The sequence below is a fragment of the Acidisphaera sp. L21 genome, from assembly GCF_009765685.1.
In the GTDB taxonomy this organism is placed as follows: Bacteria; Pseudomonadota; Alphaproteobacteria; order Acetobacterales; family Acetobacteraceae; genus LMUY01.
Genome location: NZ_LMUY01000096.1, coordinates 46,173 through 64,930, shown reverse-complemented (window position 1 = coordinate 64,930; position 18,758 = coordinate 46,173). Strand labels below are relative to the sequence as shown.

13 protein-coding genes and 2 pseudogenes are annotated in these 18,758 nt (G+C 66.2%); 12 read left to right on the top strand and 3 right to left on the bottom strand.

Annotation, left to right across the window (positions count from 1 at the left end; all coding sequences use genetic code 11):
* The first annotated feature begins 96 nt into the window (after positions 1-96).
* The 8 genes from GSQ76_RS19495 (at position 97) to GSQ76_RS19460 (ending at position 8,950) form a co-directional block, all read left to right on the top strand.
* Entirely contained in the window at positions 97-2,121 is a 2,025-nt protein-coding gene (locus GSQ76_RS19495; RefSeq protein ID WP_158745779.1) for a hydantoinase B/oxoprolinase family protein, read from the top strand.
* Positions 2,118-3,278, top strand: coding sequence for an NADH:flavin oxidoreductase/NADH oxidase (locus GSQ76_RS19490; RefSeq protein ID WP_158745778.1), 1,161 nt, complete (start codon positions 2,118-2,120; stop codon positions 3,276-3,278). The genes GSQ76_RS19495 and GSQ76_RS19490 overlap by 4 nt, the downstream gene beginning before the upstream one ends.
* Positions 3,275-4,600 carry an FAD-binding oxidoreductase gene (locus tag GSQ76_RS19485; protein ID WP_158745777.1) on the top strand — a complete coding sequence of 442 codons (1,326 nt, stop codon included), beginning with the start codon at positions 3,275-3,277 and terminating at the stop codon, positions 4,598-4,600. Before GSQ76_RS19490 ends, GSQ76_RS19485 begins: the two co-directional genes overlap by 4 nt.
* A 12-nt stretch (positions 4,601-4,612) precedes the next feature.
* Entirely contained in the window at positions 4,613-5,587 is a 975-nt protein-coding gene (locus GSQ76_RS19480; protein ID WP_158745776.1) for a hypothetical protein, read from the top strand.
* Positions 5,588-5,601: 14 nt separating this feature from the next.
* The gene (locus tag GSQ76_RS19475; RefSeq protein WP_158745775.1) at positions 5,602-6,279 is read left to right on the top strand and encodes an isochorismatase family protein; all 678 of its coding nucleotides are present in this window, start codon (positions 5,602-5,604) and stop codon (positions 6,277-6,279) included.
* 77 nt (positions 6,280-6,356) lie between these two features.
* Positions 6,357-6,959: a polysaccharide biosynthesis/export family protein gene (locus GSQ76_RS19470; RefSeq protein WP_158745774.1), complete on the top strand. Its 603-nt coding sequence runs from the start codon at positions 6,357-6,359 to the stop codon at positions 6,957-6,959.
* A gap of 13 nt (positions 6,960-6,972) precedes the next feature.
* Positions 6,973-8,547, top strand: coding sequence for an outer membrane beta-barrel protein (locus GSQ76_RS19465; protein WP_158745773.1), 1,575 nt, complete (start codon positions 6,973-6,975; stop codon positions 8,545-8,547).
* A 160-nt stretch (positions 8,548-8,707) separates the two neighbouring features.
* A complete protein-coding gene (locus tag GSQ76_RS19460) occupies positions 8,708-8,950 on the top strand; it encodes a hypothetical protein (protein ID WP_158745772.1) in 243 nt (80 codons plus the stop codon).
* A 48-nt stretch (positions 8,951-8,998) separates the two neighbouring features.
* On the opposite strand, the gene argJ is transcribed toward GSQ76_RS19460, so the two are convergent.
* A complete protein-coding gene (gene argJ, locus GSQ76_RS19455; RefSeq protein WP_158745834.1) occupies positions 8,999-10,177 on the bottom strand; it encodes a bifunctional glutamate N-acetyltransferase/amino-acid acetyltransferase ArgJ in 1,179 nt (392 codons plus the stop codon).
* A gap of 38 nt (positions 10,178-10,215) precedes the next feature.
* A complete protein-coding gene (locus GSQ76_RS19450) occupies positions 10,216-11,226 on the bottom strand; it encodes a peptidylprolyl isomerase (RefSeq protein WP_158745771.1) in 1,011 nt (336 codons plus the stop codon).
* Between the two features lie 199 nt (positions 11,227-11,425).
* Here GSQ76_RS19450 and secA point away from each other — a divergent pair.
* The 3 genes and pseudogenes from secA to GSQ76_RS19440 all read left to right on the top strand — a co-directional run.
* Positions 11,426-13,955: pseudogene (gene secA / locus GSQ76_RS19445) on the top strand (preprotein translocase subunit SecA); the annotation flags it as partial.
* Between the two features lie 98 nt (positions 13,956-14,053).
* A pseudogene (locus GSQ76_RS32825) lies at positions 14,054-14,143 on the top strand (SEC-C metal-binding domain-containing protein); the annotation flags it as partial.
* A gap of 79 nt (positions 14,144-14,222) precedes the next feature.
* Positions 14,223-15,065, top strand: a complete 843-nt coding sequence (locus GSQ76_RS19440) for a creatininase family protein (protein WP_216851171.1) — start codon at positions 14,223-14,225, stop codon at positions 15,063-15,065.
* A 9-nt stretch (positions 15,066-15,074) separates the two neighbouring features.
* Here the strand turns inward: GSQ76_RS19440 and GSQ76_RS19435 are convergent, their stop codons facing one another.
* On the bottom strand, positions 15,075-17,297 hold the full coding sequence (locus GSQ76_RS19435) for a polysaccharide biosynthesis tyrosine autokinase (RefSeq protein WP_158745769.1): 2,223 nt from the start codon (positions 17,295-17,297) through the stop codon (positions 15,075-15,077).
* A 361-nt stretch (positions 17,298-17,658) separates the two neighbouring features.
* On the opposite strand from GSQ76_RS19435, the gene GSQ76_RS19430 reads away from it, so the two are divergent.
* Entirely contained in the window at positions 17,659-18,651 is a 993-nt protein-coding gene (locus GSQ76_RS19430) for a glycosyltransferase family 4 protein (RefSeq protein ID WP_158745768.1), read from the top strand.
* Positions 18,652-18,758 lie beyond the last annotated feature (107 nt).

Here is an 18,758-nt window from a genome sequence, read left to right as displayed (position 1 = left end):
GCAGGATGACTGCACCACCGTGGTACCGCCTGGGTTTATAGCTGTCGTGGACGAGTACACAAATCTGCGCATCACACCGAAAGAGGAGTCCGCTGCATGACGACTCTCGACAATGCCAGCATCCAGGTGCTGGCGAATTACTGCGCCGCCGCGGCGGAAAGCATGGGCTGGACGCTGATGCGCACCGCCCACTCCACCTTCGTGAAGGAGACGGAGGATTTCTCGTGCCAGGTGCTCACGCCGGAGGGGCTGACCGTTGCGTCGCCCAAGACGTTCGGCGCCACCTGGTATACCGGGCTCGACTATGGCGGGGTGATACCGGAGTTCGATTATCGCGAGGGCGATATCTGCATCACCAGCGACCCGTATGCCGGCTACGTCGCGACGCACACGCCGGACGTGCATATGTGGAAGCCGGTGTTTCGGGATGGTAGGCTGGTCTGCTTCGTCGGCAACCATATTCATAACACCGATGTGGGCGGCGCCGTGCCCGCCACGCTGTCCCGCAGCCTGACGGAGATCCATCAGGAGGGGCTGCGTATTCCGCCGATGCGGCTGGTGCGCGATGGCGTGATGAACGACGACCTGCTGCGCATCATTTCGCGCAACGTGCGGATGCCGGAGCAGAATTGGGGCGATTTGAACGCCCAGATCGCCTGCGCCAACGTGGGTGAGCGCAAGGTGCACGAGATCATCGACCGGTTCGGGCTGGAGCCGTTCAGCACCGGGCTGGGCGCGCTGCTGGATTACGCCGAGAAGCAGTCCCGCGCGCTGATCGCCAGCCTGCCGGATGGCGAGTGGTTCTTCGCCGATTACGCCGACGAAGATTCGGTCGGCGGATACCCGGTGCGAATTGCCGCCACGCTGCGCATTCACGGCGATTCGCTGACGATCGATTTCACCGGCAGCGACCCGCAACTCGTGTCCTCACTGAACATGCCGACCGGCGGGAAGGAGCGGCATTCGCTGTTGACGGTGGGTGTGGTCTACGCGCTCTACTCGCTAGACCCGACGCTCACGCTGAATTACGGGCTGATGCGGCCCGTGCGGATGATCTCGCCGCCGGGCACGGTGATGAACGCGATCGAGCCTGCGGCGGTGGGCATGCGCAGCCTGCTGAACAACGTCACGCAAACCGCCGTCATCGGCGTGTTCGCCCGGGCGTTTCCGGACCGGTTCCCTGCGTCGCCCGCCAATGGGTTGAGCCTGATGAACGTGAAGACGGCAAACCGGGCCGGCCGTTCGATCATGGCCTCGGCCGGGCCGGTCGGCGGCGGCGCGGGCGGTGGGCCGAAGGCGGATGGGGCGGAGGGCAGCGGCGCGAATATGTCGTTCCTGAAGAACACGCCGGTGGAGATCAACGAGGCGGAGGTCCCGATCCGCGTGCGTCGCTACGGGCTGGTGCCGGATACCGGCGGGGCCGGGCGCTATCGCGGTGGCTCGGCACTGGAGATGGAGTTCCAGGTCTTCACCCCGCAATCCATGGTGACGGCGCGTAACCGCGACCGCTCGGTCTTCTCCGCCTGGGGCCTGGCCGGCGGGCAGGCCGGGGCGGTGTCGCGCTTCGCCAAGAACCCAGATGGGCCGAACACGGTGGAATTAGGCTCCACCGACGTGGTGCTGTGCGAGCCGTTGGACATTCTGCTGATCCAGGGACCCGGCGGTGGCGGCTACGGCGACGCGCTGGAGCGACCGGTGGAAGAAGTGTTGGAGGACATCGCCCGCGGCTTCGTCTCCCCAGCCAGGGCGCACAGCGACTACGGCGTGGTGCTGGACGCCACCGGCACGGCGGATATGCCGGCCACAGCGAGGCTGCGCGGTGACCTGGCCCGGCAGCGCGTGCTGGGCGAGTTCGGGCACGGCCCTGGCCGCGTCGCGTTCGAGGCAGAGTGGACCCGGCCGCGCTATGACGTGTTGACCCGTCTCCTGGCGGCGGTGCCGGTCACGTGGCGCTATTTCGTCAAGCACCGTGTGTTCGCGGCGATAAAAGGCAAAATTGCCGGGCCGGATGGCGGTGCAGACGACGTGGTTCGGGCCTATTCGGTGCTGATCGAAAGTTTTGCCGACCTGCCGCCCCCGCCGGCCGATCTATTGGCGCGGCCCGCGCAGGCCGCCGAATGAGCCTGCTGTTCAGCCCGTTCACGCTGCGTGGCGTCACCTTCCCGAACCGCATCGTGGTGGCGCCGATGCAGATGTACAAAGCCGGGCCGGATGGTGTGGCGACGGATTGGCATTTCCAGCATTTGGCGAAATACGCCGTCGGTGGCATCGGCACCGTGATGACGGAGGCGCTGATCGTCCACCCGATCGGCCGCAACACCTACGGCGATCTGGGCATCTGGTCGGACGACCACATCGCCCCGCTGCGCCGCATTGCGGAGTTCGTGCAGGCGCAAGGCAGCCTGGCCGCGGCGCAATTGCATCATGCCGGGCCGAAATCGTCCCGTCAGCGTCCATGGGAAGGGCTGGGGCCGTTGGGGGAGGCGGAGGCGGCAAAGGGTGAGCCGCCGTGGCAGCCCGTGAGTTCCAGCGCCGCCAAGACGATCGAAGGTTGGCACCAGCCGCGGCAGATGTCGGTGGAAGACATCCAGTGCCTGGTGGCGGATTACGGGCGCGGTGCGGCACGGGCGGCGCAGGCCGGGTTCGACGTGCTGGATATCCATGCGGCGCACGGCTACCTCATTCATTCGTTCCTCTCGCCGGTGGCGAATTTTCGCAACGACGCGTATGGCGGCGACATCAACGGCCGGATGCGGTTTGCGCTGGAGATTGCGGAGAGCGTGCGGGCGAATTGGCCGGACGACAAGCCGCTGTTCTTTCGCCTGTCCTGCGTCGATTGGCGGCCCGACTTGGACACGCGCAGCGATGGGTGGACGATCGAGGACAGCTTCACCCTGTCCCGCGAATTGCGGGCGCGGGGGGTGGATTTGATCGATTGTTCGTCTGGCGGGATCCGGGCCGAAAATTCGATCATGGATTTCGTCAAGACGCGCACGAAGCTGAAGCGCGGCCATCAGGTTCCCTATGCCGAGGCGATCCGGCGGGAATTGAATATGCCGACCATGGCCGTCGGCGTCATCCTGGACGGCCCCCAGGCGGAGGCGATCTTGCAAGCTGGCCGGGCCGATCTGATCGCCATCGGGCGCGAGGTCTTGACCGACCCGCATTGGGCGCTGCATGCCGCCCAGGCATTGGGTGACGATGTGGATTGGCAGCGCTGGCCGCCCTCCTACGGGTGGTGGCTGGAATTGCGCGACCGAATTGGAGTCGAGGGTTGAGAAGCGCTGACCCGTATTGGTGGCTGGCCGCCACCCCGCCGACCATACCCCAGCAGTATGTGCAGACGATTTCCGACGTGGCGATCGTCGGCGCCGGTTATACCGGGTTGTCTGCCGCGATCACCCTGGCGCGGGCCGGGCGCTCGGTGCAGGTGTTCGACAAGCAGCGGCCGGGCGAGGGTGCCTCCACCCGCAACGGCGGCATCACCAGCGGCAATCTGCGGCCCGGCTATGCCGAGATGGTGCGCAAATTCGGCAAGGAGCGGGCGGACGCGATCCAGGCCGAGGCGATCGAGGCGCGGAACGATCTGTATCGCTTCATCGCCGAAGAGGGCATCGATTGCGATTTCAAACTGGTCGGCCGCTTCCTCGGCGCTGCGACGCCCCAGCATTATGAGACGAACGCGCGTGAGGCGGAGCGCCTGGCAAAAAGCCTGGGGATCGAGGCGTACGCCGTGCCGAAGGGCGAGCAGCACGGTTTCCTCGGCACCGACTACTATTACGGCGGCAGTGTCCGCATGGATATCGGCGGCCTGCACCCGGCAAAGCTGCATGCCGAGATGGTGCGCCTGGCATTGGCCGCCGGCGTGGTGATCCATGGCGAGACGGCGGTGCAGGGGATCGAGGCCAAGGGCGACAAATTCGAGGTCCGCACCGCCCGCGGCACGGTGACCGCCGCGCACGTGATCGCCGGGCCGAACGGCTACGCCGACGGGTCGGACAAATGGGTGCGGCGACGGCTGGTGCCGGTGCGCAGCCGGATCATCGCCACCGAACCGCTTTCGCCCAATCTGATGGGCGCGCTGATGCCCCGGCGCATGATGCTGAGCGATTCACGGGCCAACCATTACTATTACCGGCCGTCGCCAGATGGCACGCGCATCTTGTTCGGCGGCCGCGATGGCACGATCGCTGGCGACGCAGAATGGCCGATCACGGCGCTGCGCACGGCGATGACGGGGATTTTCCCCGAACTGAAGGACGTGGAACTGTCGAATAGCTGGTTCGGACACGTGGCAATGAACCGCGACATGGTGCCGCGCATCTTTAGCCATAATGGCGTGCGCTACGCCGCCGGGTATTGCGGATCGGGCGTGGTCTGGGCGCGGTGGGCGGGCAAGAAGGCCGCGTTGCAGGTGCTGGGCGAGGCGGCCGGCAAATCCGCGTTCGATTTCCGCCCGCCCGCCGCAGTGCCGTTCTTCAGCGGCAAATCCTGGTTCATGCCCGCGGTGTTCAGTTGGATGTCGTTCAAGGATAGTCGCACGGCCAAGGTGCGTGCGAAATTGGCGGCTGAGGGCAAGCCTCAGTCACCGCAGGTTTAGGAACCCCATTCGATGACTAAGACCATCACGCTCACCTGTGCCGACTACAACCGCATCATGCCGCTCGCCAGCGGCAAGGTGCAGGCGGAGGGCTTGGACCTGAAGCTGAAGCTGAGCGATCCCGGCGCCTGGCCCAGCCGCGCCGCCGTGATGAAGGAGGCGCTAGCCAGCACGGAGGTCGCGGGCGGCGAGGCGTCGATGGGCATCCACCTGCGCCGGATCGACCAGGGGGACCGGTCGTTCGTGGCGCTGCCGATCTTCGTGCTGCGCAATTTCACCGCGCGCGATCTGTACGTGTGCAAGGGCTCGCCGATCACCACCGTGGCGCAACTCGCGGGCAAGCGGATCGGGATGTATAGCTGGACCGCCAGCGGCTCGATCTGGTACCGCCATTTCCTTGCCTGGGCCGGGCTGGACCCGATGGCGCTGCAATGGACCATTGGCGAGATCGACGACAATTATTCCGGCCGTAAGCCGACCGACCTGGCGTCCTGTTGTGTTGCGGCGCCGGACGGCCGGTCGCTGGCGGACATGCTGGTGGCGGGGGAACTGGACGCGATCTACAGCCCGGGCCGCCCGAAGCGCTTCGACGCCGTGAACGGCCCGATCGTGCGGCTGCTGCCGGAATACCGCCCGGTGGAGACGCAATACTACAAGGAAACGGGCCTGTTCCCGCCCCAACACCTGATGGTGCTGCGCCGCGACGTGTGGGAGGCGGATAAGAGCCTTGCCCGCAAGGTCACCGACGCCTTCAGCCGGTGCGAGGACGCCTATCTATCCTCCATCGAGGGCTTTCCCTATGCCTCCCCCTGGTTCGAGCAGGAGCGGGACGAGGCAGCGGCCGCCATCGGCACTGGGATCTACGCCCACGGCATGGACGCCAACCGCAAAACGATGGAGGCGTTCTGCGCCATGGGCCACCGCCTTGGGCTCACCAGCAAGCTGGTCTCGGTCGACGACTATTTCGCCGAATTCCTCGCCTCCTGATCGGACCCGGCACCATGGAACACTCCAACAAATCCGCCCGCACCTTGTTTGAGGAGTTGAAGCAGCGCCCGACCCGCGCCCGCTTCGGGTTCGGGCAGAAGGTCGCGATCGTGAACGTCGATCCGCAGAAGGCCTACACCCTGCCGGACGAGTACGTGACCGCCTACGAGACCGACCCCAAGCAGATGCAATACATCAACGAGTTGAGCGCATTGTGCCGCGACCTCGGCTCCCCGGTGATCTGGACCCATGTGGCCTACCTGCCCTCCGGTGAGGATTGCGGCATCTGGGGCACCCGCAGCAACACGCCCGACTCGCTGCAGAACGTGAAAATCGGTTCCCGCCGGGCGGAATTCGACGACCGGCTGGTGATCGACCACGACCGCGACGTGGTCATCAACAAGCGCATGGCGTCGGCCTTCCACGAGACCAACCTGCCGTCGCTGCTGATGTGGCACCGGGTGGATACGCTCATCGTCACCGGCGGCTCCACCTCCGGCTGCGTGCGGGCGACCGTGGTGGACAGCCTGTCGCACGGCTTCCGCACCATCGTGCCGGAAGAATGCACAACCGACCGGCACGAAAGCCCGCATTTTGCCAATCTTTACGACATGTCGATGAAATACGCCGACGTCATGCCCGTGGAGCAAGTGCGCGCCGCCCTACTCGGGATGAAGCAGCGCCCAGCCTGACCCGGCGTGTGACGAGGTAAGAGTCGATCTCTCGTTTGCGTGAGGCTATGATCGAGTCGCACAGTTCAGGCGCCATCGTGACGTTTCTTACCTTGTCCAACCTGCGCCGTCCTGCGCGGACCTTTGGCATCATCGCCTCCCTCGCGCTGATGCTGGGCGTGGCGGGCTGCGAGCCCGGGCGAAACCTGGCGCTGCTGCCGGGCCAGCATGACGCGCCAGCGGCCTATCGCCTCGGCAGTGGCGACAGCATCCGCATCATCACCTTTGGTGAGGACCAGTTGACCGGGGAGTTCCGGGTTGGCGATAGCGGCAGCATCTCGGTGCCGCTGCTGGGTGAAATCCCGGTCGCCGGCCTGTCGGTGCAGGATGTCGCCAAGAAGATCGCCAACGGCCTGGAAGCGGCCAAGATCTTCAAAAGCCCCAGCGTTTCGGCCGAAGTTACGGTGTATCGCCCGATCTTCATCCTGGGGGAGGTCACTCGGCCGGGGCAGTATCCCTACCAGCCCGGCATGACCCTGCTGTCCGCCGTCAGCGTCGCGGGCGGGTTTACCAACCGCGCGGTCGAGTCCTACGCGTCGATCGTGCGCAATAGCGACGGGCATGTCGTGGAGGGCAAGGTCAATCGGCAGGCGCTGATCCAGCCCAGCGACGTGGTCACCATTTTCGAGCGCCGGTTCTAAGGGGAGGCAACGCATGCCGGGCGAGGCAGCCATGACCTATGCCGAAATTGCGCGTTGGTCGTCGCCGTCGCCCCTGTGGCAGTGGCCGCCGCACGTCCGCAGGCTGCGGCAGTTTCCGCCGCATTTGCGCCCCAACTACGCTGCGCCACCCGCCAGCGCCGCCGCCCTCCCAGAGGGCCGCGGCCCCTGGGCCATCGGGGCAGACCCGGTGTGGCAGATCGCCAGCCCGGCCATCGCGTTCTACACCCCGGTAAGGGCGGCATCGCCCGCCGCCATGGCCCCGCCCCCCGCCATGCCGCCGGTTGGCAGCCCCGGGATTTGGCTGCACATGGTTTTGGTCGGCTCGCTCTGCGCCATCAGCACCGCCACCGGCGGCCAGGAACTGGAGGGCTATCTGCCAGCCAACCTCCCCATCGTGGAGGCGCTGCCCAACACCACCGTGCTCAGTCGCCCGCGCCCCGATTACGACCCGCCGGGCGTCCGCGCCGGGTCGTTCGTCATGCATGCGCAAGGCGGGGAGAGCGTGGGCTTCGACTCCGACCCTCGCGCCACGCCGGGCCAGGCTGGCAGCGCCTACTTCAGCACCCAGGGCATCGCCTCGATCGCCTCGGATTGGAGCCGCAATAGCGTGGCCGCCAGCGTCAGCGTGCAGGACCAGCGCTATCTCCAGCTGCCGCATCTGTCCAGGACCGACGATACCGTGTCGCTGGGCGGCCGCTACGATGTGGGCACCGCGGACCACCTCGTGTTGTCGGCCACCCATTCGGACCTGCACATCCTGCCGACGGGACTGGATGCGGTGGCCGGGCGGCAGGACACGGTGCCGTTCCAGGTCAACGGTGGCACGGCCAGCTACCTGCTAAACCTGTCCCGCCTGACGTTGGAGCCGTTCGCGACCCTGAACGACTACGTCTTCTCCGCCAGCCGGATCTCCGGCGTGTCGCAGAGCAACAGCTACCTGGACAACGCCACCGTTACCGAGGGCGTAACCGCCCGATACGAGTTCTCCCCTCTGCATCACGCCGTGCTGGTGGTCCGCGGCACGCAAAGCAATTACAGCCACCAACTCTCCGGCGTCGCCAAGCGCGATAGCAGCGGCGTGTCGGTGTTGGGTGGGCTGGATTACGTGGCAGACGGGCTGTGGCGATATCGCGCGCTGGTGGGATACCAGGAACGCAACTACGTCTCCTCCACCTATAAATCGCAGGCCGCGCCGATCGTGGAGGCCGACGTGATCTGGAGCCCCTCGAGGCTTACCACCGTCGAAGCCACGGCAAACCGGCGCATCGTCGATTCCACCGATCCGCTGACGCCGAGTTATACCGATACAACGCTGCAATTGCAGGTGCAGCACGAATTGCAGCGCAACTTGCTTCTGAGCGCTCGCGTTGGATACGAGCAGGCGTCGTATGATAGCAACGGCGGCCAGCAGACCATCTACAATGGCGGCGTCACGGCCACCTGGCTGCTGAACCAGAACCAGAACCAGAAGGTGTCTGCCAGCTTCGATCACCTCAAATCATCATCTCGCACCCGGTCGAGCTATACCGACGACCAGGTGCTGCTCGGGTTCACCGTCGGGATCTAGGCGCATGGCTGCCCGGCGAAGCGCTATCCCGCGGTGCACCCTATATCGAGTGCGCTCTTCTGCTCCGCCATCGAGGTTCGCCCTTGCGCTGCGGGGCCATCTGGCATTCTTCCCCATTAACGCGATTTCGCCGCATGGCGACGCTTGGAGGCTTCACGCAATGGTCAGACGTCACAAACAGGAGGAGATCGCCGGGGTCCTCGAGTTCGCCGGGAGAACCAGCGAGGACCCGGAGTTCGTTGGCTGGATGGCCGACCACCGCGCGCGCAACGGCGGCAAGATCCGCGTCAGCCTCGGTGGCAAGGGGGTTCGGGTGATGTTCAGCAAGGAGGCCGATATGGTCTATTGGAAGGCCCGTTCCGAGAAGGCCGACAAGACCGCAGCCCGCGCGGCGTCTGGCTAGGCCAACTGCTCGGGACATGGCGGGATGCATACCATCCCGCCAGCCGCCTCAGCTCCGATAGGAGCCGTTGATGTCGATATAGGCGTGCGTCAGGTCGCAGGTCCACACCCGGGACGAGCCATTCCCCAGGCCAATATCGACGGTGATCTCGATCTCGCGGCCCTTCATGTGGGCCACCACCGGGCTCTCATCGTAATCCGGCGCCACGGTGCCATTCTTGGCCATCCAGGTGCCGCCCACCGCGATCGACAGTTTGTCGCGGTCCGCCGGCTCGCCGGCCTTGCCGACCGCCATCACGATGCGGCCCCAATTGGCGTCCTCACCCGCGATCGCGGTCTTGACCAGCGGGGAATTGGCGATCGCCATGCCGATCCGCTTGGCCGAGCCGTCATCGACCGCGCCCTGCACGTCGATCTGGACCAGTTTCTGCGCGCCCTCGCCATCGCGGACCACCTGCAGCGCCAGGTCCAGCAGCACGTCGCCCAGCGCCTTGGCAAAATCGTCCAGCGATCCCGCCGGGTTGCCAGCCTCCCCGGTGGCGAACAGCAGCACCGTATCGCTGGTGGAGGTATCGCTGTCGACCGTGGTACGGTTGAAGCTGACCTCGGTGCCCGCCGATAGCATCGCCTGCAACTGAGCAGCAGGGATCGCAGCGTCGGTGAAGATGAAGCACAGCATCGTCGCCATGTCCGGCGCGATCATGCCGCTGCCCTTGGCGATGCCGTTGATCCGGACCTCGGTGCCGCCGATCGCCGCGGTGCGGGTGGCGCCCTTCGGGAAGGTGTCGGTGGTCATGATGCCCCGGGCCGCCGCTTCCCACCCGGTGGGCGCCAGGGTGGGGTGCAACGCCGGCAATGCGTTGGTGATCCGCTCGTGCGGCAGCACCTCCCCGATGACGCCGGTGCTGGCCAGGAACACTTCGCTGGTGGGGCAATCCAGCAGGCTTGCGACCGCTTTGGCCGTCTCCCCCACCGTCACCACCCCGGCGGCGCCGGTGAACACGTTGGCGTTGCCGGCGTTGACCACCACCCCGCGGGCCAGGCCGCCCTGCATCGCCCTGCGGCACCAATCGACCGGGGCGCCGGGACATTTGTTCTGGGTGAACACCCCGGCCACCGTCGTCCCAGCCGACAATTCCACCATCACCAGGTCGGTCCGGCCCTTGTAGCGGATGCCCGCCGCAGTCGCCCCCAGCCGCACGCCCTTCAGCGGCAACAACTCCGGCATGCGAATGGCGAGGGGGGAGACGGGCAGGGCCACGGTGCTTACTTCGGCACGGCGGGCGTGACACCCGGCGTCGGCGGAATGTCCGTCGTGGGGGTGGAGGTCGGGTTCGCCGTGGGCGACGGGGCCGTCATCGGCGTGCCGTCCATGTTGAACTTCTGCACCACCAGCCCGACGCGGGCCTTGTCCAGTGCGCGGCGGACCCCGGCCTGGATGATCTGCTGGCGCAGTTCCTCCTTGGACTGGTCGAAGCTGGGGGCGGGGGCCGTGCGGGTCTCATCCACCTTGATGACGTGCCAACCGAACTGCGTCTTCACCGGCTTCTGCGAGATCTGGCCCGGCTTCAACGCGAAGGCGACGTCAGCGAATTCGGGAACCATGTCGCCCTTCTTGAAGAAGCCGAGGTCACCGCCATTCTGCGCCGCCGGGTCCTTGCTGTTGGCCTTGGCCAGGGCTGCGAAATCGCCGCCCTTGTTCAACTGGTCGATCAGCTTCTTCGCCTGGTCCTCGTTATCCACCAGGATGTGGCGGGCATGCACCTCTTCCTCGCCGGGCTTGTTGGCGATTTCGGCGTCATACTTCGCCTTCAGCGCCGCATCGGTGACGGAGGGGGCGATTTCCTTGCTCAGCACCGCATTCTGCAGCACCTGGTCGGTGGCGCGGGAGATGGCGCGCTTGACCTGCGGGTCGTTGGCGAAACCGTCCTTCTTGGCCTGGATCACCAGGGCTTCGCGATCCACCATCTGGTCCAGCAGCATGGGGAACAGCACCTGCGGCGGCATCGAGCGGACCTCGTCCGGCAGGGTCTGCGCCGCTTCCGACAGGTCGCTCAGGTGAATTTCCTCGTCGCCGACCTTGGCCACGACCACGTCCGGCTTGGGCGCGGCTGGCACGGCGGAGGCGCCGTCGGTGACGGCGCCCGCCCCGGCCGGGCTAGCCGGCGCAGGCGTGGCGGGGGCTGCGGCGGGCGCCGGAGTGGTCTGCGCCAGCACGACGGCCGGGAGGGCGGGTGCGCACAGCAGGGCGGCCGCGACGGTGAGCGACAAGCGCATGGAGAATAACCTCGGTATAGGAGTTGGTTTCGTTATGGCTGAAACGCGGCCAGCCGCCAAGTTGCGGCCCCATTAAGTCGCGGCAAACCAGGCTCCTATCAAATGGCATTCCTGGTCCGTGCGTTGACCAGGAGGGGCGCGGCTCCTATCTCAAAGCGCGCAAGTTCTCACAGCGCGCCAGTCCAGCACCGGAACCACAATGTTCGCCAGCCTCGCTCGTACCATCTTCGGCAACGCCAACGACCGCTCGCTGAAAGCCTATCAGCGCCGGGTGCCGGAGATCAACGCCCTTGAGCCCGCCATGCAGGCGCTCAGCGACGGGGCATTGCAAGCCAAGACGGCCGAGTTCCGCCAGCGCCTGGCCGATGGCGCCGCGCTGGACCAGTTGCTGCCCGAGGCGTTCGCCGTGGTGCGGGAGGCCGCGGTCCGCGTGTTCGGCATGCGCCATTTCGACGTGCAGTTGATCGGTGGCATGGTGCTGCATGACGGCAAGATCGCCGAAATGAAGACCGGCGAGGGCAAGACCCTGGTGGCGACGCTGCCCGTCTACCTGAATGCGCTGCCGGCGAAGGGCGTGCACGTCGTCACCGTCAACGACTACCTGGCCCGGCGCGATGCCGAATGGATGGGCCAATTATATGGCTGGCTGGGGCTGTCCACCGGTATCATCGTCCACGGACTGGATGACGAGCAGCGCCGGGTCGCCTACCACGCCGACATCACCTACGGCACCAATAACGAGTTCGGCTTCGATTACCTGCGCGACAACATGAAGTATCGGCTGGAGGACATGGCCCAGCGGGAGTTCTCGTACGCCATCGTGGACGAGGTCGACAGCATCCTGATCGACGAGGCCCGCACCCCGCTCATCATCTCCGGCCCGGCAGAAGACAGCTCCGACCTGTACCGCCAGGTCAACGCCGTCGTGCGGGAACTGGTGAAGGACCCGGAAACCTATGAAAAGGAAGAGAAGTTCAAAACCGTCACGCTGACGGAGCCCGGGTCCGAACGGGTCGAGGAGATGCTGCGCGAGGCCGGTGTGCTGCAGGAGGGCAACCTCTACGACATCTTCAACGTGACCGTGGTGCACCACGTGCAGCAGAGCGTGCGGTCCCACACGCTGTTCGCGCGCGACGTCGACTACATCGTGCAGAGCGACAAGGTCGTCATCATCGACGAATTCACCGGCCGCAAGATGGAAGGCCGCCGCTACTCCGACGGACTGCACCAGGCGCTGGAGGCGAAGGAGGGCGTCACCGTCCAGGCCGAGAACCAGACGCTCGCCTCCATCACGTTCCAGAACTACTTCCGGATCTACCCGAAGCTCGCCGGCATGACCGGCACCGCAATGACCGAGGCGGACGAGTTCGCCGAGATCTACAAGCTGGAAGTGGTGGAGATCCCCACCAACGTGCAGGTCAAGCGCCAGGACGGCGATGACGAGGTCTACCGCTCCGCCTCCGAGAAATACGAGGCTGTGGCCAACCTGATCGCCGAGGCGCGGCTGCGCGGCCAGCCGGTCCTGGTGGGCACGACCTCGATCGAGAAGAGCGAGATCATCAGCGACCTGCTAACCAGCAAGAACGTGCCGCACGCGGTGCTGAACGCCCGGTTCCACGAACAGGAGGCGACCATAGTGTCGCAGGCTGGCGCACCCGGCGCCATCACCATCGCTACCAACATGGCCGGGCGCGGGACCGACATCAAACTCGGCGGCAACCTGGATATGCGGTTGAAGCTGGAACTGGGCGAACTGGAAGACCAGGCCCGCGAAGCCCGTGCGGCCGAAATTGCGGCCGAAGTGGCGACGGCGCACGTTGCGGTCCAGGCCTCCGGCGGCCTGATGGTGATCGGGACCGAGCGGCATGAAAGCCGCCGCATCGACAATCAGCTCCGCGGCCGCTCCGGCCGGCAGGGCGACCCGGGCGCCAGCCGGTTCTTCCTGTCGCTGGAAGACGACCTGATGCGGATCTTCGGGTCCGAGCGGATGGGCGGCATGCTGCAGAAGCTGGGCCTGAAGGAAGGCGAGGCGATCATCCATCCCTGGATCAACCGGGCGTTGGAGAAGGCGCAGAAGAAGGTCGAGGCGCGCAACTTCGACACCCGTAAGAACGTGCTGAAATACGACGACGTCATGAACAGCCAGCGCAAAGAGGTCTACGGACAGCGCCGCGAGTTCATGCTGGCGACCGACGTGTCCGAGACGATCAACGACATGCGCGCCGAAGTGATCGACGCCGCGGTCAGCCTGCGCATCCCCCCCAAGGCGTTCAGTGAGCAGTGGGAGGCCGACGCGCTCGCCGACGACATGCGCCGCCTGCTGGGGCTGGATCTGCCGGTTGCCGCCTGGGCCGCCGAGGAAGGCATCGACGAGGAAGCCATCCGCGAACGCCTGCACGCCGCCGCCGACGCGCATATGGCGGCAAAGGCCGACGCGTTCGGACCGGATCTGATGCGCTTCGTCGAAAAATCGGTGCTGCTGCAGAGCCTGGACGCGGTCTGGAAAGAGCATTTGCTGGTGCTGGACCAGCTGCGCCAGGGCATCCATCTCCGCTCCTACGGCCAGCGGGACCCCTTGAACGAATACAAGAGCGAAGCCTTCGCCCTGTTCAACGCCATGCTGGACGATCTGAAGCAGCGTGTGACGTCGAGCGTGACCGGGCTGCAATTGCAGGCCGAGCCGCCACAGCCCCCGGCGCTGCCGGCGATGATGTGGGAAAATCACCCGGAAGCGGTGCTAGAGGCCCCGGCCTTCAGCATGTCCGCCTCCGACCAAGTGGGGGTGATGACCCTGCCGGATCGCGAGGAACTGGTGGTCACCGACGACCCGGCTACCTGGCGCAACACGCCGCGCAATGCGCTATGCCCCTGCGGGTCGGGCAAGAAGTTCAAGCACTGTCACGGCAAGATGGGCTGACCCGGCGGGGTCTGCTTAACCGTTCCTGAACCGGCGCAGGCGCATCTTTCGAGATGTGACTGGCCTGGAGGGCGGATTTTTGACGACCAATCGCTGGGTGCTGAGCCGCCGTATGCTGGCCTTTGCCGGGGCGGGCGCCGTGGGCGCCACGCTCGCCGGGTTGCGCAAGCCCGCCCTGGCCCTGCCGCTGACCCGCCAGATCGCCGACATGACGTGGATGGAGGTGCGCGACGCCGTGGCCGCCGGTGCCCGCACCGCGATCGTGCCGAGCGGCGGGCTGGAACAGAACGGCCCGCACATGGTCATCGGCAAGCACGACTACATCGTCGGCTGGGCCGCGCGACGGATCGCCGCCGAGTTGGGCGACGCCCTGGTCGCGCCCGTCATCTCCTACGTGCCGCAGGGCGATTACGACCCGCCAACCAATAACCTGGCCTTCCCCGGCACGATTGGTGTCCCTGCCACCGTGTTCTCCGGCATCCTGGAGGGGATTGCCCGTAGCCTGAAGCTGACCGGGTTCGAGACGATTTGCTTCGTGGCCGATCACGGCCTGTCCCTCGCGCCCCAGGCGCAGGTGGCGGCGAAATTGTCCGCCGAGTGGGCCGGCAAGGGGACGAAGGTGCTGGCGGTCGGCGCCTATTTCGCTGATGCGGCGGAAACCGCCTATCTGCATAGCCAGGGTGAATCGGACGCTGCCATCGGCCAGCACGCGACCCTCACCGATACGTCGGAGTTGATGGCGGTCCGGCCAGAGGGTGTGGACCTGTCCCGCCTGCCAACCGACCCGAAGGCGTTTGCCGCCCTGGGTTCGTTCGGCGACCCGCGCCGCTCCAGCATTGCCAGGGGCGAGGCGATGATGGCGTTGAAGGTCGCGGCAGCCGTAGCGCAGATCCGCTCCGGCGCGATTATCGCCTCAGGCTGAAATCGCGCGCTATTTCAGCATCGGCACGAAGCGCCGCGGTGCCTCGTTGCGATAGCGCGGCTCTTCCATCGTCAGCTTGCCAGGCGCCACCTTGGTCATCACTGCCCCCTCGATCCGGGCACCATACAGCCGTAGTGCGGCGATCGCGGCCGTCACCATCTTCTGCGGCGTGTGGCTCCACTGCACGATCAGCAGCGTGCAGTCCGCTAGGGTAGACAGTACCCGGGCGTCGGCGGCGCCCAGCACCGGCGGCGAATCCAGGATGATGAGGTCGTATAACGAGCGCGCGCGAGTCAGCATGTCCTGGACTTCGCTGGACGCCAACAGATCCTGCGGGTTGGCGTTGCCGGGCGATGCGGTGATGACGTCGAAGGGCTGGCCGCCAACCATGCAGGTCTGCACCCGGCAGCCGCCTTCACCGCGGATATTCTCCAGCCCGGCGGCCCCCTTCAGGCCCAACGCAGCCGCAATCTCCGGCCGGCGCAAATCGCCGTCGATCAGCAGGGTGTTGCGCCCGGCGGATGCTGCGTTCTTGGCCAGCGCCAGGGCGAAATAGGTCTTCCCCTCCCGCGGCGCGGCCGACGTCACCAGCACGACCTGGGGCGACTTTGCCGCCCCGCGATGCTGCAACATGCTGCGCGTCAGCGTGATGGCGTCATCAAAATGCCGGCTGTTATCGCCGCCCATCCCAAACCGAGGCGCCCGCCGCTCCGGCACGATGCCGATCGCCGGCAGCCCGGTCTCCGCCTCCAACTGGGCGGGGGTCTGAAACCCGCTGACGCTCCGCTCCCGCAGCAGGGCCAACACCATGGCGACGGCCAGTGAAATGAGGGCGCTGAGCGCCATCAGTTGCCGTTTGGACGGCGCCATCGGCCCGATCGACGGATTGGCGGCCGATATCAGTTGCGCGTCCGGCGTCTGCAGCCCGATCTCGTTGGACGTCTTCTCGAACCAGTTGAGGTAGCTAGTGTAGATGGTGCGCGCCGCATCCGCCTCGCTCTGCAACTGCGTCAGGCGCACTTCCAACTGGCCCTGGCCGGACACGGCGTTCTGCAGCGTCGACAATTGCTGCTGCAGCGCCGCTTCCCGCGCACGGGCGGCATTGACCTCGTTGCCGACGCTGGCGGCGATGTTGCGGATCTCGCCGGCGATCCGACCGCGAATGTCCGCCTCCTCCGCCTTCAGCGAGCGCATGCCGGGGTCACCATCGGATCGGGTAATCGCCAGATGCGCTTCCCGGCCGCTGACATCGGCCAATTGCTGTCGGTAATGCTGGATCAGCGGGGAGGCGACGACCTCCGGGATCGAATCCAGGCTGCCGCCTGCCGCAAGCGCCGCGCGGATCTGTCCCAGGCTCGCCGCCTTCTCCGCGACCGCGCTGGATGCCAGGCTCAACTGGCTGTTGATCTGCGACATCTGCTGGCCGACCACGGTCACGTTGCCACCGCCGGCCGAATTGCTGGTGCCGCGATCCTGGATCAGCCCGTTATTCGAGCGGAAATTCTGCACCGCCAGGTTCGCGGCGTTCACCCTGTCGCGCAACGCGTTCAGCCGGGCATCGAACCAACTGCTGGCATGGGCGATGGCGTCCGTCTTCACCTTGCGGGTGAAGTCGATGTAGTTGCGGGCGTAGGTGTTGGCGATATCCGCGCTCAGCCGCCCATCGCCGGTGCGGGTCCCGATGGTGATGACGTAGGACCGGCCGTCATTGGTGAACGCCATCTTGGACAGCAGGATTTCCGTCGCCAGGTCCAGCGTCGACTCGGCATCCAGCGGCGGCGCATCGACCCGCCCCAGCATTGACCGCAACCCCGTGACGATCCGGCGGCTGATTGAGAGCGGGGGGGAGATGGCGTTGGCGAACTCGGGCGTGTCGACCAGGTGAAGCTCGGTGGCGACCTGCTTGGCGAGGGAGAAGCTTTTTAGCAGGTCGACCTGGGTGCGGATCGCCACGGAATCCGTGGTCGCAGCCATCTTGGAGTCCGATAGCGAGGGGTCGCCGACGCTGTCCCGGCTGCCGATGATGACGGAGGCATTGGCCACGTAGGCGTCCGGCATGCGCAGGATGAGCCAGCCGGCCACGCAGACGAGGCACGCGGCTACGACCAGGATGAAAAACTTACGGGCCCAAAGTATCGCAAGCAGCCGGACGATGGATACCGATGACGGGTCCGCCGGCGCAGGCAAGTTGATCGCCGGGAACGTCGTCGGATCGGTGACATTGGTCGACATGCTGATGCCTAGTTGCCTTCCGTCGCTGCCGCAGTAAATCCCTGGCCCGCTTACCTATGCATGGGCTACTGGATGCTGCGGCTGTAATATACCAAATGCGAGGAAATTACATCGCGTGCTTCATCTCGTCCCGCATCCGTGGGTAAAGCTTGTGTGCATGTACTAGCAGCGATGTCTCACTTTGGTTAAAGATCCCACGGCGGCCAGTTCAGGCGCCTGAGTCAGGCATCCCGTTATTTCTGTATCACTCCGCCGTCTGGCCGCCGAAACCTACCTTGCACTGCTGGCCAGTGCCGTCCGGTTGCAATTGCGTGCCCAGTCGGGCCCGCGGCGTTTGTCCCGGGTCTGTGTCGTTGCCGCAGTGCAGAAACGCAACGGCATCTCGCACGGGGCGGCGTTGCAGGTGGCGGCGCTGCGTCGCGCCGGGCTGCAGGCCGAGTTGCTGGACGCGACGGCCGCGTTGCGCAACCCCCGGTTTCGCATCCCGCACCAGGCCGCGTCGGCCTACGTGTTCCACAGTGGCGGCCCCCAACTGGCCGCCATGGTGTCCAGCGTCCTGCCGCAAGCCCGCCATGCCTGGCGCATCGCCTACTGGGCGTGGGAACTCGCCGCCCCGCCAAAGGACTGGCCGCAGCCGGGAAGCCTGGTGCAGGAGATCTGGACCCCCAGTCGCTTCGCCCGGGACAGCCTGGCCCGGCGCTTCACGCAACCGATGCATGTCGTCCCGCACGCCATCCCCGTCGCCCCGCAGCCGCGCTTCCGGCCGGACCAGCCCTTCACCGTGCTCACCATGGCGGACAGCCGTTCCAGCTACGTGCGCAAGAACCCGGCGGGCGCGGTGCGGGCGTTCTGCCAGGCGTTCGGCCCGGATAGCCCCGCCCGGTTGCTCGTGAAGCTGAACGGCAAGGGTGTCGACCGGGCCGAGTTGCTGGGCGACGCACAGGCTTGGCCGAACATCCAAGTGATCGACGGCTTCCTGGATGACGACGCCCTGCGCTCCCTCTATCTGTCGGCCGACGTGCTGCTGTCGCTCCACCGGGCAGAAGGCTTTGGACTGCCGATGCTGGAGGCGATGGCGCTCGGTGTCCCCGTGATCGCCACGGCCTATTCCGGGAATCTCGACTTCATGACTGAAGTCACCGGGATGCTGGTTCCTGCGCGAACTGTGCCGGTCCACGATACGGCGGTGTATATGCGTTACGCCGACGCGGTCTGGGCGGATCCGGACGAGGCCGCCGCCGCCGCCGCGCTGCGCCGGCTGGCCGGCGATCCCGGTTTCTACGCGGTGATGGCACAAGCGGCCTATCGGGCTGCCGAAGCGCTTGCGACGGGCTGGCAACTGCCGCCGGGCTAGGCGCACAACCGGGTTACCACGGCTTTGCCGCCGCCGCCGTGCGCCGCGCCGTCGCACACGATAGCGCGATCAGAATTAAGCATCGTTAAACCTTATTCGTCGATCAT

Coding starts and splice junctions, on each gene's coding strand:
- GSQ76_RS19490 (WP_158745778.1), top strand. CDS start 2,118: ATGAGCCTGCTGTTCAGCCCGTTCACGCTGCGTGGCGTCACCTTCCCG.
- GSQ76_RS19480 (WP_158745776.1), top strand. CDS start 4,613: ATGACTAAGACCATCACGCTCACCTGTGCCGACTACAACCGCATCATG.
- argJ (WP_158745834.1), bottom strand. CDS start 10,177: ATGCCGGAGTTGTTGCCGCTGAAGGGCGTGCGGCTGGGGGCGACTGCG.
- GSQ76_RS19450 (WP_158745771.1), bottom strand. CDS start 11,226: ATGCGCTTGTCGCTCACCGTCGCGGCCGCCCTGCTGTGCGCACCCGCC.
- GSQ76_RS19460 (WP_158745772.1), top strand. CDS start 8,708: ATGGTCAGACGTCACAAACAGGAGGAGATCGCCGGGGTCCTCGAGTTC.
- GSQ76_RS19475 (WP_158745775.1), top strand. CDS start 5,602: ATGGAACACTCCAACAAATCCGCCCGCACCTTGTTTGAGGAGTTGAAG.
- GSQ76_RS19465 (WP_158745773.1), top strand. CDS start 6,973: ATGCCGGGCGAGGCAGCCATGACCTATGCCGAAATTGCGCGTTGGTCG.
- GSQ76_RS19495 (WP_158745779.1), top strand. CDS start 97: ATGACGACTCTCGACAATGCCAGCATCCAGGTGCTGGCGAATTACTGC.
- GSQ76_RS19435 (WP_158745769.1), bottom strand. CDS start 17,297: ATGTCGACCAATGTCACCGATCCGACGACGTTCCCGGCGATCAACTTG.